Genomic DNA, 14,305 nt, shown 5'->3' with positions numbered 1-14,305 from the left:
ACCGTCGGCGCCGGCGTCGTCTCGAAAATCATCGAGTAATTCGCGCAAGCGAATAGCCAAAGAAAGGGCGTCCTTCGGGACGCCCTTTTTCGTTTTTGCCAAAGCTCACAGTGATGCTAGCTTCTTTCGTATTGAGACATCGCAATTAGAAAGAGGTCATAAGATGCACTTTTCGGCGCGCTTAGTTTGTCTTGTAGCGGCAGTTGCTTTCTCTTCTACCTCAGCGTCCGCGCAACAAATTGCGGATAGGATTTATCGCGGCGGGCCAATCATTACGATGAACGATATGGCTCCATCCGCTGAGGCAGTCGCGGTCAAAGGCGGGCGCATCCTTGCGGTGGGGTCGCTGTCAGATTTGTCAGGGTATCAGGGCGAAGAAACCGAGACCTATGATCTGGAAGGGCGTACGATGTTGCCGGGGTTCGTTGATAGCCACGGACATGTTGTCATGGGAGGATTGCAGGCGCTGTCTGCCAACCTTCTCGCGCCGCCAGATGGAGAGGTCGTTGATATCGCCAGCCTACAATCCACCCTGTCCAACTGGGCCGAAGAGAATGCGCCGGCTGTTGAACAGGTGAAAATGATCATCGGCTTCGGTTACGACAACGCACAGCTTGAGGAATTGCGCCACCCCACGCGACAAGAACTGGATATGGTGTCTCAGGATTTGCCCGTCATAATCATTCATCAATCGGGACATTTGGGCGTAGCAAATTCAAAAGCGCTAGAATTGGCTGGCATCACAGCGGCTTCAGAAGCTCCTCCGGGTGGAGTGATTCAGCGCAACGAAGCTGGGGAACCGAATGGTGTGCTGGAAGAGTATGCATTCTTTTCGGTTCTTGTCCCTATGTTGGGTAACTTGGGTGAGGAAGGTCTGGCAGCATTCGCCCGAGCAGGTGCCGATCTCTGGGCTAAATTTGGATATACAACCGGACAAGAAGGCCGATCTTCGGGTGAAATTGTTGATGTTTTGAAAAAAGTTGCCGTCGAGGAAGGCCTTCCAATCGACGTGGTGGCTTTTCCCGACGTTCTCGAGGCAAGGGACTACATCGCTACAAACACCTCAAAGAACTACGACAACCGAGTTCGAGTTGGAGGCTGTAAGCTAACAATTGATGGATCACCTCAGGGTTTCACGGCTTTGAGGGACCGGCCCTACTACAATCCGGTTGGGAGCTATGCCGCCGGATATGCTGGATATGCTGCGATCACGATGGAGCAACTCCAGGACGCTGTGGATTGGTGCTACGAAAATGGGCTCCAAATCCTTGTGCATTCTAACGGGGAAGGGGCTTCTGACATGCTGATTGCTGCTCTCGAAGAGGCACAGATAAAGTATGGCGACCCCGGCAACCGTCCGGTTCTGATACATGGACAATTTCTACGAGAGGATCAGGTTGCCAGTTTCAAACGCCTCGGCGTTTTCCCGTCGCTCTTTCCAATGCACACATTCTATTGGGGTGATTGGCACCGGGATCACACGGTCGGACCGGTGAATGCCGACAACATCTCGCCGACGGGATGGCTGCGTGAACGGGACATGATGTTTGGCACGCATCATGATGCTCCGGTGGCCTTTCCGGACAGCATGCGCGTTCTTGCAGCAACCGTCACTCGACGCACTCGGTCCGGAGATATTTTAGGTCCACATCAAAGGGTTGATGTCATGACCGCCCTGAAGGCAATGACGATCTGGCCGGCTTGGCAGCACTTCGAGGAAGATGAAAAGGGGACGATCGAGGTTGGCAAAGTTGCGGATTTCGTGATCCTGTCGGATGATCCTACGGCGATTGATCCGGAGACTCTGGCGGAACTTGAGGTGCTGGTGACTGTTAAGGGTGATGAGATCGTATACGAAGCTGAGGAAGACGTGAAAGAGGGCAATTTGCAATTCTCACCGTTTTCTAGTGACCCTGTGATTGCACACCTTTTCATGCATGCGGTGTATCAAGGCATGAAGGTCGAAGACCCTTGGTTAAGCAACGACATGTCTGGCGATGAATAAGAGGGTTTTCTTTGTGGTGATTGCCTCTTGCCAAAATGCTCAGGCCCCTATAGTACGCGCGGGTTCTCAATAAGAACATCAAGGCGGGGTGATTCCCGCCTTTTGGGTTCGAAGAGGGTTGGCGATGCGCGTCTGTCCTCCTCTCAACCTCAACGCCTAAAAAAGGCTGTTAATATGCAAAGCCAAAACATCCGTATTCGGCTGAAGGCATTTGACTATCGCGTTCTGGATGCCAGCACGCAAGAGATCGTCAACACTGCCAAGCGGACCGGCGCGAACGTGCGCGGCCCGATCCCGCTGCCGAACAAGATTGAGAAGTTCACGGTTCTCCGTGGCCCTCACGTTGACAAGAAATCCCGCGACCAGTTCGAGATCCGCACGCACAAGCGTCTGCTCGACATCGTTGATCCGACCCCCCAGACCGTTGACGCGCTGATGAAGCTCGACCTCGCTGCTGGTGTGGACGTCGAGATCAAGCTGCAGTCGTAAGATCGGAGGGTATAGATTATGCGCTCTGGTATTATCGCAAAAAAAGTTGGCATGACCCGCCTGTTCATGGAAGACGGCAAGCAGATCCCTGTGACCGTTCTTCACCTGGACAACCTGCAGGTCGTTGCACAGCGCACCGCTGACAAAGACGGCTACACCGCCGTTCAGCTGGGCGCGGGTGCTGCCAAGGCAAAACGCACCTCGAAAGCCATGCGCGGTCACTATGCCGCTGCAAAGGTTGAGCCCAAGCGCAAGCTGGCCGAGTTCCGCGTCTCCGAAGATGGCCTGATTGATGTGGGCGCCGAGATTTCGGCAGAACACTTCCTGGAAGGTCAGAAGGTTGACGTTTCGGGTACCTCGATCGGTAAAGGCTTTGCCGGTGCAATGAAGCGCCACAACTTCGGTGGTCTGCGCGCCTCGCACGGTGTTTCGATCAGCCACCGTTCGCACGGTTCGACTGGCCAGTGTCAGGATCCGGGCAAGGTTTTCAAAGGCAAGAAGATGGCCGGTCACATGGGTGCTGCCCGTGTAACCACCCAGAACCTGGAAGTCGTCAAAACTGACGCCGACCGTGGTCTGGTCTTCATCAAAGGCGCCGTTCCCGGACCAAAATCGGGCTGGGTTACCGTCAAGGACGCCGTCAAGAAGAAAGCACCGGAAGGCCTGCCTTTCCCGGCTGCTGTGAAATCGGCTGCAACCGAAGCACCTGCGGAAGAAGCTCCCGCGGAAGGTGGTGAAGCATGAAACTTGATGTAATCAAACTGGACGGCGGCAAAGCCGGCGACATCGAGCTGAACGCCGATCTGTTCGGTCTCGAGCCGCGCGCGGACATCCTGCACCGTGTGGTCCGTTGGCAGCGCAACAACGCGCAGGCCGGCACCCACAAGGTCAAGACCCGCTCGGAAACCAGCTACTCGACCAAGAAGATCTATCGCCAGAAGGGCACCGGTGGCGCACGTCATGGTGACCGTAATGCACCGATCTTCCGCAAGGGTGGTATCTACAAGGGCCCGACCCCTCGTTCGCACGGCCACGACCTGCCGAAGAAGTTCCGCAAGCTTGGCCTGCGCCACGCTCTGTCGGCAAAAGCCAAAGCGGGTGAGCTGGTTGTAATCGAGAACGCCGAAGCCGAAGGCAAGACCGCCGCACTGGCCAAACAGGTTGCAAACCTGGGCTGGAAACGCGCTCTGGTCATCGACGGCGCGACCGTGAACGAAGGTTTCCTGAAGGCGTCGCGCAACATCGAAGGTCTGGATATCCTGCCGTCGATGGGTGCAAACGTTTATGACATCCTCAAGCGTGACACCCTGGTGCTCACCAAAGCGGCTGTCGAAGCACTGGAGGCTCGTCTGAAATGAGCGCGAAGGCAGAACACTACGACGTGATCCGCAAGCCGATCATCACCGAAAAGTCGACCATGGCGTCCGAAAACGGCGCGGTTGTCTTTGAAGTGGCGATCGACAGCAACAAGCCGCAGATCAAAGAGGCCGTTGAGGCACTGTTTGGTGTGAAGGTCAAGGCGGTGAACACCACCGTGACCAAAGGCAAGGTCAAGCGGTTCCGCGGCCAGCTGGGCCGTCGGAAAGACGTCAAAAAAGCATATGTGACCCTGGAAGAGGGTAACACCATCGACGTGTCCACCGGTCTCTGATCGGACCCGTCTTTGGGATGAGATTAAGGCCCCCGCGAAAGCGGGGGTTTTTTTGTGCTGCAACATGCGGGGCTGCAACATGCAAGTTATCTTGGGGCCAATCAGTCTGGACTGGTTTGATCCTGCTCTGCTTCGATGAATGCCTGCCAACCGTCCACCTTGCCAAACGCGCGCATTCTTTCGTGCAGCATAGGGCCGTAGATGGACCACATGCGTTTTCGTAAATCCCGTCCCTTTGTCGTGATTTTCACGACTTTGCCTCTCCGGTCTCTACCAAATTCGACAAACTCCACCAGTCCCTCTGCTGCGAGCCGCTTGCTCAGATGGGACAGGTTCGACTGCTCGAAAATAGTGTCCCGTGCAAGCTCATATGGACGTAGTTGCCCCCCGTGGCGTTCCAGCGACCAAAGCAGATCGTACCATTTCAGCGGTGGATATCCCGCTTCCTTCAAGGCTGCGCTGATATCCGACTGGATACGTCGGGTGGCTCGGTTCATGGCGACCCAGATTTCTGTCTCAGTTTCTGTTGGCAGATCGTTCTTCACAACTTCGTGTTTTCCTTATTTGTGATTGCAGTCTCGGTTCGATTTATTTAGATGAAATTTCATCTACATTCCAGTACCTACCGGATAGAAGGAATACCGCCATGACCTTAAAGTCTATGATTGCAGCCGCTGCCTTGACCGTTGCCGTGACACCGGCGTTCGCGCAGGCCTATAAGACCGATCAGGGGCATACCGAAGTTCGGTTCGGTTGGAGCCACGCAGGTGTCTCGAACCAGCATGGTGAGTTTACCAAGGCCGAAGGCGTGCTGGACCTGAACGCCGATGACGTCGAAGCCTCAACCCTGAACGTAACGATTGATACGAGCAGCCTGTCTTCGGGCTTTGGCCCTCTGGACGATCACCTAAAATCGGCGGATTTTCTTGAGGTCGAAACCTATCCCGAGATCACCTTCGTCAGCACCGAAATCAAACGGACCGGCGACACCACGGCGGATGTAACCGGCGACCTGACCATCCACGGCGTGACCAAGCCCGTGACGCTCAAGACCACGCTGACCCATCAGGGCGAACACCCGCTGGGCAGCGCTATCGACTATTACAAAGGCGACTGGGTGGCCTTCACGGCGGAGGGAGAGATTGACCACACGGAGTTCGGTGTGGGGCCATTCTCGACCGGGCCGATCACCATCGAGATAGCGACCGAGATGAAGGCGGACGGGTAAGTTGGGCCGTTGGACAGACGTTGAGATAGAATGCGTGATCCTAGAAAAGGGTCACGCCGCCAACGTGTCCACCGGTCTCTGATCGGATTCGTCTTTGGAGAAAGATAAAGGCCCCCGCGCAAGCGGGGGTTTTTTTGTCTCGGGCTAGCTGCGCCAGCGACTGCCCGTGGGATGGCGCTGCAACGACTAATCAGTGCACTTTATGTTGCCAAATACATCCGAACTCGTTGCGAGGCGCAAACGTCCCCAAAGCGCCAGCCCGCCGGGACGGGCAGTCGCTGGCGCGGCGGCCTTCGGCCTTGTCCCGCGCATAGTCCGCAATACCGGCTTTTCTGTTGCTTTTTTCCCTACAAGTTTGGGCAAAATCGTGGCCGTTGATAATTGGGTAGTCAGTTGGAGCTTCGCTCTTGCGATAATGAGTACGAATACTTCTTTCAACGCAGAGTTGTTTGCAAAAAATGCCTTATATAAAGAACCTATCCGAGTACATTGAACAGATTTATGTTCGAAATTCCAAGTGGAACGATGGCCAGTTACTGTACAGAGGTCACGAAAACAGAGCATATATGGCCGAGCCATCGGTGTTGCGGTCATTCGATTGGCAAAAACGCGAACATGAAATGATCCGAGAGTTGTTGGCGGAGCACCCCGATGAGTTTTCCCGCGATCTAAGTACCTTTGAGTTATTGGCGCGCGCGCAACATTATGGGCTGCCCACGCGTTTACTGGATGTTACCAAAAATCCACTTGTTGCTCTGTACTTCGCGTGCCAAGAAAGTTCAAAGCCTTCTACGAAAGCTCATTCGAAACGCTCTGCAGGTGAAGTGATTATCTTTAATCCGCAGTCACTAAGAAAGCGCTTTTTTGACAGCGAGAATGTCGCGATTCTCTGTAATTTGGCTTATTTATCATTTGATAAAAAAATTTCCCTGAAGGATCATTTGTTGCGTTGTCGCGAAGCTGCGCTAAGTGAAACGACTATGGGGTCGGATGAAGATTTCGATGACGCCTACATCGCCAAATTCAACGAAAGCTCTGACATTCAAGACCTTTTGCGTCTGGCCAGCCGAGACAATCCTAGTATCGGCAATAATCTACATCCCGATGATCTCACACACATAGTTGCGGTTTTGCCGAGAAAGCTTGATGTACGTATCACATCCCAGAATGGCGCATTCCTCATTTTCGGGCTGTTCAATCCTGAAAGAGAGGCGTTTCTGGCGAATGGTGGCCTTCTACCAAAGCGGCATTTTCTGAGGGATTTGGAGCGTCATGAAATATACATCGCTCCAAGGGATAAAAAGCGCATATTAACCGAACTTGCCAGTCTTGGAGTAACTAAAGACTTCCTATTTCCAAGTTTGGAAAAAACTGCCGAGAAGATCAAATGGTCTGGTGATTGAAAAGTCCACTCTCCCTATAGACACCCACCCCCAACCCTGTTACACGCTCCCAATCTTGCGGCCTCGGATTCGTTCCGGGGCCTCTGATATTTGTAACCGGGGACCTTCGGGGCCCTATACCCTTGGCACCTACGGGGGCCTATCACATAGCGGGGAAACTCCCTGCACTTGCTAAACGGAAGACAGAAAGCATGGCACTCAAGTCGTACAAGCCGACGACGCCGGGCCAGCGCGGGCTGGTGCTGATCGACCGTTCGGAGCTTTGGAAAGGACGTCCGGTCAAGTCTCTCACAGAGGGTTTGACCAAATCGGGCGGCCGGAACAACACCGGACGGATCACTTCACGCCGCCGCGGCGGTGGCGCAAAGCGTCTCTACCGGATCGTTGACTTCAAACGGAACAAATTTGATGTCGCGGCAACCGTCGAGCGGATCGAATATGACCCGAACCGGACCGCATTCATCGCACTGGTAAAATATGAAGACGGCGAGCAGGCATACATCCTGGCTCCGCAGCGTCTGGCTGTTGGTGACAAAGTCGTGGCATCCGCCAAGGCCGACATCAAGCCGGGCAACGCAATGCCGTTCTCGGGCATGCCCATTGGTACCATCGTCCACAACATCGAGATGAAGCCTGGCAAAGGCGGTCAGATCGCACGTGCGGCCGGTACATACGCTCAGTTCGTTGGTCGCGATGGCGGCTACGCTCAGATCCGTCTGAGCTCGGGCGAGCTTCGCATGGTCCGTCAGGAATGCATGGCCACCGTTGGTGCCGTGTCCAACCCCGACAACTCGAACCAGAACCTCGGTAAAGCCGGTCGTATGCGCCACAAAGGCGTTCGTCCTTCGGTTCGTGGTGTTGCAATGAACCCGATCGATCACCCGCACGGTGGTGGTGAAGGTCGTACCTCGGGTGGCCGTACACCGGTTACGCCGTGGGGTAAGGACACCAAGGGTAAGCGTACCCGCAACAAGAACAAAGCGTCCCAGAAGCTGATCATCCGCTCGCGGCACGCCAAGAAGAAGGGACGTTAATCTATGTCTCGCTCTGTTTGGAAGGGTCCTTTCGTCGATGCTTATGTGCTGAAAAAAGCCGAAGCAGCGCGCGAGTCGGGCCGCAACGAAGTCATCAAAATCTGGTCGCGTCGTTCCACCATTCTGCCCCAGTTCGTGGGTCTGACCTTTGGTGTGTACAACGGCCAGAAGCACATTCCCGTCAACGTCTCGGAAGACATGATTGGTCAGAAGTTCGGTGAATACTCGCCGACCCGTACCTATTATGGCCACGCCGCAGACAAAAAAGCGAAGCGGAAGTAAGTCATGGGCAAGGAAAAGAACCCCCGCCGCGTGGCTGAAAACGAAGCAATGGCGAAAACGCGCATGCTTCGCACCAGCCCGCAGAAACTGAACCTGGTTGCGCAAATGATCCGCGGCAAGAAAGTTGAGAAGGCTTTGACCGACCTGACTTTCTCGAACAAGCGTGTCGCGCAGGACGTCAAGAAGTGCCTGCAGTCCGCAATCGCGAATGCCGAAAACAACCACAACCTGGACGTTGACGAGCTGATCGTCGCCGAAGCATGGGTTGGCAAGAACCTGGTCATGAAGCGCGGTCGTCCGCGTGCCCGTGGCCGTTTCGGCAAGATCATGAAGCCGTTCTCGGAGATCACCATCAAGGTGCGTCAAGTTGAGGAGCAAGCCTAATGGGTCATAAAGTAAATCCGATCGGCATGCGCCTGCAGGTCAACCGCACCTGGGACAGCCGCTGGTACGCCGACACCAAGGACTACGGTGATCTTCTGCTGGAAGACCTCAAGATCCGTGAGTTCATCAACAAAGAGTGCAAGCAGGCCGGTGTTGCCCGTGTGATCATCGAACGTCCGCACAAGAAGTGCCGCGTGACGATCCACACTGCACGTCCCGGTGTCATCATCGGCAAGAAAGGTGCAGACATCGAAGTTCTGCGCAAAAAGCTTGCTCGTATGACCGACAGCGAACTGCACCTGAACATCGTCGAAGTGCGCAAGCCCGAGCTTGACGCGCAGCTGGTTGCCGAGTCCATCGCTCAGCAGCTGGAGCGCCGCGTCTCGTTCCGCCGCGCGATGAAGCGGTCGGTTCAGAACGCCATGCGCATGGGCGCCCTGGGTATCCGGGTGAACGTCGCTGGTCGTCTGGGCGGCGCCGAAATCGCTCGGACCGAGTGGTACCGCGAAGGCCGCGTGCCTCTGCACACCCTGCGTGCCGACATCGATTACGCACATGCCGAAGCGATGACCCCCTACGGGATCATCGGGATCAAGGTCTGGATCTTCAAAGGTGAGATCATGGAGCACGATCCGCAGGCACGTGACCGTAAAGCACAGGAACTCCAGGATGGTCCGGCACCTCGCGGTGCGGGCGGCCGTCGCTAAGGAGGATTTGAGATGCTTCAACCAAAGCGTACTAAATTCCGCAAGATGCACAAAGGCCGGATCAAGGGCGAAGCCAAGGGCGGCTCTGATCTGAACTTTGGCACCTACGGCCTGAAAGCCATCGAACCAGAGCGTGTAACCGCACGCCAGATCGAAGCTGCACGTCGTGCCATGACCCGTCACATGAAACGTCAGGGTCGTGTCTGGATCCGTATCTTCCCCGACACTCCGGTCACTGCAAAGCCGATCGAAGTTCGTATGGGTAAAGGTAAGGGTTCGGTCGACCGCTGGGCCTGCAAAGTCAAGCCTGGTCGCGTGATGTTCGAGATCGACGGCGTCAATGACGACATCGCACGTGAGGCCCTGCGCTTGGCCGCGATGAAGCTGCCGATCAAGACCCGCGTCGTGGTTCGCGAAGACTGGTAAGCGATTGGGGCCTAGGCCCCGTTCGTGACAAGATTGACCCCCGTCGGGACACCGGCGGGGGTTTTGCGTTGTTTTTTAGGAAAACCAGCCTTTGACTTTGCCCCAGACAGATTTTTCTTCGGGAACGTCAACTGCGGTGCCCGCCACGGCTTCGCTGCCTTTGAACTGGGGCAGGGGTGCGCTTTCGAAATGTACCTCATCAGGTTGCACTGCGGCCTTTTGAACCGTTTCAGCGGTGATCTCGGCGAAGCTGCCGATCTTGACCAGAGTCTCAGGACCGGCCAAACCGTCGGCGTCCAGGCCGTTCGCGGATTGGAACTCCTTCACGGCCGCTGCCGTTCCGGCACCGAAGATACCATCGGCACCAATCCCGAGGCCTTCTTGCAGTTTCTTGACAGCGTCCCCGCGAGAACCCTGACGAAGCAGGACCAGTTCGTGCAGCCCAAGCGCGGTAAATGTGTCGGGACCAGCGATGCCATCAACAGAAAGACCGGCGGATTGCTGGAAATCCCGAACGGCTTTTTCTGTGCCAGCACCAAAAATACCGTCAGCATCAACACCAAGTTTTTCCTGAAGTCGTTTGACCGGCGCACCAGTCAGGCCTTTTTTCAAAATGGACATATCATTCCTCTTTCGTTCAAATCTCTAGGGCAGTGCCCTTGGTGGAAAGAGTTAACAGGCAGAGTATGTCTGTTCGAAGGGGAAAGTTCCCGAGTTGATAACCGGTCCTCGCATCCGAATTTGAGTTGGGGTAAGACGGCGTCAATGGCACAGATTGAATCACTCTTCGTTACCCGTCTTTATCGCGCAGCTCTGTCCGAGTTCGATCCCAAGGTCGACCCGGAAGAGCTGGAAAGTTCTTGCCTTGTCATCGCCGAGGATGACGAGGCCGGGCAGGAATGGTGTGAGGAAAACGGCTATCCCGGTTATACCAGTTACGCCTCACTGACCGATCTGCCATGGCGGTTCCCGATCTTTGCTGATCTGGTCAAGGCCTTGGATCAGCACGTGGCTGCCTTTGCCAAGGATCTGGAGTTCGATCTGGGTGAGGGCGAGTTGAAGCTCGAGGACCTGTGGATCAACATCTTGCCTGAAGGTGGCATGCATTCCAGCCACCTGCACCCGCACAGCGTGATCTCGGGCACGACCTATGTGGCGATGCCTGAAGGGGCGAGCGCCTTGAAACTGGAAGACCCCCGCTCGGGCCGCATGATGGCCGCGCCGACACGGCTGAAAGGCGGACGGCGAGATTTGCAGCCGTTCATCTATATGAAGCCTCAGGTAGGGGACGTCCTGCTGTGGGAAAGCTGGTTGCGCCACGAAGTGCCGATGAACATGGCCGAGGACGAGCGGATCTCGGTCAGTTTTAACTATAAGTGGGAGTGAGCAGTGAAGGGCACTTCGCGGTACTTGCTTTGAGTCTGACAAAAAGTTTGCTAGTGTTAACCAATTTAGATTAGTCGATTTGGAGAAACGCAGTGACAGAAGTTAATCCTTTAGTTTCTTTAGAAATTGAAAAGACCAAAGCTGAACTATCTCAAGACATTGCGGATCTAAAATCCGAACTCCGCACTTACGCTGATGCAAAGGCCGACAAGGCGAGAACAAGCTCATTGGCTGTTCTGGGCGTCGTTACGGCGGCGCTGGGCGTGGCCGGCGCAATCGGTTTAAATTCTCTGATTGGTAATCACGTTACCACGGCAATTAAGGAAAAAGTTGAAACCATCGTACAGAGCGAACTTCCAAAAATCGTGCCGCAATCATTGTCCGAAGTTGTGCCAGGTGCTCTATCCGCACCGTTGGACCAATTTCTGAGCGGCGATGAGTTTTCTGCAATGGTCGGGGACTCTCTGACAAGTGCCGTAGAGAAAGAATTTGAAGCTCGTGTCCCCGACGCAGTGGCACGGTCTATTGAAGCAGAACATCAAAGAGCGCAAGAGTTAGCAATTCGAGCGGAAGAAATAAGTCAGCGTTTGGCCAATGCCGACGAGCAACCATTCCAGCAGGTGGACTTCCAAAAACTAGCTAGTGAAGCGGTGGCATCGTCTTGGGACCCTGCGAGTTTGTTGGGGCAAATACAGGCGCAGGCAACGTGTGTCGCGCTTTCCCCAAAAGATTCTTGGGTTACCGCAATACCTCGAACTTGCGACAACACGGCACCAACTTGTGCAGAAACTTGTGCTGGCGTGGCTTCGAGAACTAGTGATGGACAGATTGCTGCCGCACCTCGGAGCATATGCTCTGCGGCTTTGCATGTTTATGCAAATCCTCCTGCTGAAAGTGTTGATCGAGTAGGGCTCAAAACTTTTACCTACTCTAGCTGCAGCGGCAGACATTGCGGGCCAAACTATTGTTGCTGCACTTCATTCATCCAATAGGCGGCTTTGGAATGCTATTTGCGCGGCGTACATCGCTATTCGTGTCGAGAACGTCAAAAATTGGACATTCGCTCTTCCGCAAACTTTCCCTTGCCACCCACCCACTAACCCCCTATAGAGCGGCATCCTGCGATCTCCCGGCGTTGTCGGGCGATTCGTATGTCTATCATTCATCCACCAGGTCCAAGGTGACCCTGTCAGGGGGCCTTCTGGTGTTTTGAGCAAAGGAAAAAGGCGATGAACGCCCAAGAACTGCGTGACAAGACCCCGGACCAGCTCCGCGAGGAACTGGCCAACCTGAAGAAAGAAAGCTTTAACCTGCGCTTTCAACAGGCAACCGGTCAGCTGGAAAACACAGCCGGCATCAAAGCGGCCCGCCGCAATGCTGCCCGCGTCAAAACCATTCTGAACGAAAAGGCCGCTGCCGCGGCATCCGAGGAGTAATCAGATGCCCAAGCGTATCCTGCAAGGCACCGTGACCAGCGACGCCAACGAACAGACCGTAACCGTTCTGGTCGAGCGCCGCTTCAAGCACCCGCTGCTGCAAAAAACCGTTCGTAAGTCCAAGAAATACCGGGCTCACGACGAAAAGAACGCCTTCAAGGTCGGCGACACCGTACGCATCATCGAATGCGCGCCGAAATCGAAGACGAAACGTTGGGAAGTTCTGGAAGCGTAAGCTTCCGGGATTTTTCATTTGTCGAAACCCTGGGGGATCTAATCAGACCAGCCCCCACAGGTCGGGAGAAGCCACATGATCCAGATGCAGACCAATCTGGATGTCGCTGACAACTCCGGCGCACGCCGAGTTCAGTGCATCAAGGTCCTGGGTGGTTCCAAGCGTAAATACGCCTCCGTCGGCGACATCATTGTCGTCTCGGTGAAGGAAGCCATCCCGCGCGGCCGCGTAAAGAAAGGTGACGTCCGCAAGGCCGTCGTCGTACGCACCGCCAAGGAAGTCCGTCGCGAAGACGGCACCGCGATCCGTTTTGATCGCAACGCCGCCGTCATCCTGAACAACAACAACGAGCCCGTAGGTACCCGTATCTTTGGCCCCGTTGTTCGTGAACTGCGCGGCAAGAACTTCATGAAAATCATCTCGCTGGCTCCGGAGGTGCTGTAATCATGGCTGCTAAACTCCGCAAAGGCGACAAGGTCGTCGTGCTGGCCGGTAAGGACAAGGGCAAAGAGGGAACCATTTCCTCGGTTGACCCCAAAGCCGGAAAAGCTGTTGTCGATGGCATCAACATCGCCATCCGCCACACCCGTCAGACTCAGAACTCGCAAGGTGGTCGCCTGCCTCAGGCAAACCCGATCGAGCTGTCGAACCTGGCACTGCTGGACAAAAACGGTAAAGCAACTCGCGTTGGCTTCCGCATGGAAGGTGACAAGAAGGTCCGCTTCGCCAAGACCACAGGGGACGTGATCGATGCTTGATAACGCAACCTACACCCCGCGTCTGAAAGCTCAGTACGTTGAAACCATCCGTGCCGCTCTGAAAGAAGAGTTCGGCTACAAGAACGACATGCAGCTGCCCAAGCTGGAAAAAATCGTTCTGAACATCGGTTGTGGTGCTGAGGCCGTCAAAGACTCGAAAAAAGCGAAAGCTGCTGTCGAGGATCTGACTGCGATTGCTGGTCAACAGGCCGTTGCAACCAAGGCGAAGAAGTCGATCGCGGGTTTCCGCGTCCGTGAAGACATGCCGCTGGGCGCGAAAGTGACCCTGCGCGGTGACCGGATGTACGAATTCCTGGATCGCCTGATCACCATCGCGCTGCCGCGCGTTCGTGACTTCCGCGGTGTTAAGCCTTCTTTCGATGGTCAGGGCAACTTTGCCATGGGCATGAAAGAGCACATCGTGTTCCCGGAAATCGACTTCGACAAAGTCGACGAAGTCTGGGGCATGGACATCGTAATTGCCACCACAGCGAAAACCGACGCTGAAGCAAAGGCACTGTTGAAAGCTTTCAACATGCCGTTCAACGCGTAAGCGCCGGGAGGATTGAGACATGGCTAAGAAAGCAATGATCGAACGCGAGAAGAAGCGCGAACGCCTGGTGGCCAAATATGCCGCAAAGCGTGCCGAGCTGAAAGAAATCGCGAATGACGAGAGCCGCCCGATGGAAGAGCGTTTCAAAGCGCGTCTGAAACTGGCGAAACTGCCGCGCAACAGCTCGGCAACCCGTCTGCACAACCGCTGTCAGCTGACCGGTCGTCCCCACGCTTACTACCGTAAGCTGAAGGTCAGCCGTATCGCGCTGCGCGAGCTGGGTTCTGCTGGTCAGATCCCCGGCATGGTGAAATCGAGCTGGTAAGGG

Annotated in this window: 22 protein-coding genes; 20 read left to right on the top strand and 2 right to left on the bottom strand. The window is 55.2% G+C overall.

Features of this window, described 5'->3' with window-relative positions; all coding sequences use genetic code 11:
• Positions 1-163: 163 nt before the first annotated feature.
• From ACR0LF_RS20000 to ACR0LF_RS19980, 5 genes are all read left to right on the top strand, one after another.
• Positions 164-2,005, top strand: coding sequence for an amidohydrolase (locus tag ACR0LF_RS20000; protein WP_480583015.1), 1,842 nt, complete (start codon positions 164-166; stop codon positions 2,003-2,005).
• A 174-nt stretch (positions 2,006-2,179) separates the two neighbouring features.
• Entirely contained in the window at positions 2,180-2,494 is a 315-nt protein-coding gene (rpsJ, locus tag ACR0LF_RS19995; protein WP_008756422.1) for a 30S ribosomal protein S10, read from the top strand.
• Between the two features lie 18 nt (positions 2,495-2,512).
• Positions 2,513-3,238: a 50S ribosomal protein L3 gene (gene rplC / locus ACR0LF_RS19990; protein ID WP_170334115.1), complete on the top strand. Its 726-nt coding sequence runs from the start codon at positions 2,513-2,515 to the stop codon at positions 3,236-3,238.
• A complete protein-coding gene (gene rplD, locus ACR0LF_RS19985) occupies positions 3,235-3,852 on the top strand; it encodes a 50S ribosomal protein L4 (protein ID WP_155148664.1) in 618 nt (205 codons plus the stop codon). The genes rplC and rplD overlap by 4 nt, the downstream gene beginning before the upstream one ends.
• Positions 3,849-4,145: a 50S ribosomal protein L23 gene (locus ACR0LF_RS19980; protein WP_008757532.1), complete on the top strand. Its 297-nt coding sequence runs from the start codon at positions 3,849-3,851 to the stop codon at positions 4,143-4,145. Before rplD ends, ACR0LF_RS19980 begins: the two co-directional genes overlap by 4 nt.
• Before the next feature lie 101 nt (positions 4,146-4,246).
• Here the strand turns inward: ACR0LF_RS19980 and ACR0LF_RS19975 are convergent, their stop codons facing one another.
• Positions 4,247-4,690, bottom strand: coding sequence for a MarR family winged helix-turn-helix transcriptional regulator (locus ACR0LF_RS19975; RefSeq protein WP_480583006.1), 444 nt, complete (start codon positions 4,688-4,690; stop codon positions 4,247-4,249).
• Between the two features lie 101 nt (positions 4,691-4,791).
• Between ACR0LF_RS19975 and ACR0LF_RS19970 the strand changes: the two genes are divergently transcribed.
• From ACR0LF_RS19970 to rplP, 7 genes are all read left to right on the top strand, one after another.
• Positions 4,792-5,373 (top strand): YceI family protein, encoded by a 582-nt coding sequence (locus ACR0LF_RS19970; RefSeq protein WP_480583003.1) that lies wholly within the window; start codon positions 4,792-4,794, stop codon positions 5,371-5,373.
• Positions 5,374-5,831: 458 nt separating this feature from the next.
• Complete coding sequence (locus ACR0LF_RS19965; protein ID WP_480583000.1) at positions 5,832-6,776, top strand: FRG domain-containing protein; 945 nt, start codon at positions 5,832-5,834, stop codon at positions 6,774-6,776.
• 191 nt (positions 6,777-6,967) lie between these two features.
• The gene (gene rplB / locus ACR0LF_RS19960) at positions 6,968-7,810 is read left to right on the top strand and encodes a 50S ribosomal protein L2 (protein WP_008757664.1); all 843 of its coding nucleotides are present in this window, start codon (positions 6,968-6,970) and stop codon (positions 7,808-7,810) included.
• A gap of 3 nt (positions 7,811-7,813) precedes the next feature.
• Entirely contained in the window at positions 7,814-8,092 is a 279-nt protein-coding gene (gene rpsS, locus ACR0LF_RS19955; protein ID WP_005980699.1) for a 30S ribosomal protein S19, read from the top strand.
• A 3-nt stretch (positions 8,093-8,095) separates the two neighbouring features.
• Positions 8,096-8,476, top strand: a complete 381-nt coding sequence (gene rplV, locus ACR0LF_RS19950; RefSeq protein WP_039538267.1) for a 50S ribosomal protein L22 — start codon at positions 8,096-8,098, stop codon at positions 8,474-8,476.
• Positions 8,476-9,183 (top strand): 30S ribosomal protein S3, encoded by a 708-nt coding sequence (rpsC, locus tag ACR0LF_RS19945; protein ID WP_170515959.1) that lies wholly within the window; start codon positions 8,476-8,478, stop codon positions 9,181-9,183. The genes rplV and rpsC overlap by 1 nt, the downstream gene beginning before the upstream one ends.
• 12 nt (positions 9,184-9,195) lie before the next feature.
• Entirely contained in the window at positions 9,196-9,609 is a 414-nt protein-coding gene (gene rplP, locus ACR0LF_RS19940) for a 50S ribosomal protein L16 (protein WP_480582996.1), read from the top strand.
• A 75-nt stretch (positions 9,610-9,684) separates the two neighbouring features.
• Here rplP and ACR0LF_RS19935 read toward each other — a convergent pair whose 3' ends face one another.
• A complete protein-coding gene (locus ACR0LF_RS19935; RefSeq protein ID WP_480582993.1) occupies positions 9,685-10,230 on the bottom strand; it encodes a peptidoglycan-binding domain-containing protein in 546 nt (181 codons plus the stop codon).
• Between the two features lie 144 nt (positions 10,231-10,374).
• Here ACR0LF_RS19935 and ACR0LF_RS19930 point away from each other — a divergent pair, with 144 nt between their 5' ends.
• From ACR0LF_RS19930 to rpsN, 8 genes are all read left to right on the top strand, one after another.
• Positions 10,375-10,995, top strand: a complete 621-nt coding sequence (locus tag ACR0LF_RS19930) for a 2OG-Fe(II) oxygenase family protein (protein WP_480582990.1) — start codon at positions 10,375-10,377, stop codon at positions 10,993-10,995.
• A gap of 92 nt (positions 10,996-11,087) precedes the next feature.
• Positions 11,088-11,987 (top strand): hypothetical protein, encoded by a 900-nt coding sequence (locus tag ACR0LF_RS19925; RefSeq protein WP_480582987.1) that lies wholly within the window; start codon positions 11,088-11,090, stop codon positions 11,985-11,987.
• A gap of 237 nt (positions 11,988-12,224) precedes the next feature.
• The gene (gene rpmC / locus ACR0LF_RS19920) at positions 12,225-12,431 is read left to right on the top strand and encodes a 50S ribosomal protein L29 (protein WP_010437082.1); all 207 of its coding nucleotides are present in this window, start codon (positions 12,225-12,227) and stop codon (positions 12,429-12,431) included.
• Positions 12,432-12,435: 4 nt separating this feature from the next.
• Entirely contained in the window at positions 12,436-12,666 is a 231-nt protein-coding gene (rpsQ, locus tag ACR0LF_RS19915) for a 30S ribosomal protein S17 (protein WP_093965354.1), read from the top strand.
• 75 nt (positions 12,667-12,741) lie between these two features.
• Positions 12,742-13,110, top strand: a complete 369-nt coding sequence (gene rplN / locus ACR0LF_RS19910; RefSeq protein WP_008757934.1) for a 50S ribosomal protein L14 — start codon at positions 12,742-12,744, stop codon at positions 13,108-13,110.
• A gap of 2 nt (positions 13,111-13,112) precedes the next feature.
• On the top strand, positions 13,113-13,424 hold the full coding sequence (gene rplX / locus ACR0LF_RS19905; protein ID WP_155148683.1) for a 50S ribosomal protein L24: 312 nt from the start codon (positions 13,113-13,115) through the stop codon (positions 13,422-13,424).
• Positions 13,417-13,977 carry a 50S ribosomal protein L5 gene (gene rplE / locus ACR0LF_RS19900; protein WP_480582983.1) on the top strand — a complete coding sequence of 187 codons (561 nt, stop codon included), beginning with the start codon at positions 13,417-13,419 and terminating at the stop codon, positions 13,975-13,977. The genes rplX and rplE overlap by 8 nt, the downstream gene beginning before the upstream one ends.
• A 19-nt stretch (positions 13,978-13,996) precedes the next feature.
• Positions 13,997-14,302 (top strand): 30S ribosomal protein S14, encoded by a 306-nt coding sequence (gene rpsN / locus ACR0LF_RS19895; RefSeq protein WP_068340744.1) that lies wholly within the window; start codon positions 13,997-13,999, stop codon positions 14,300-14,302.
• Positions 14,303-14,305: the final 3 nt, after the last annotated feature.

The organism is Ruegeria sp. E8 (genome assembly GCF_056533985.1).
This window is presented reverse-complemented; position numbering and strand designations above follow the sequence as displayed.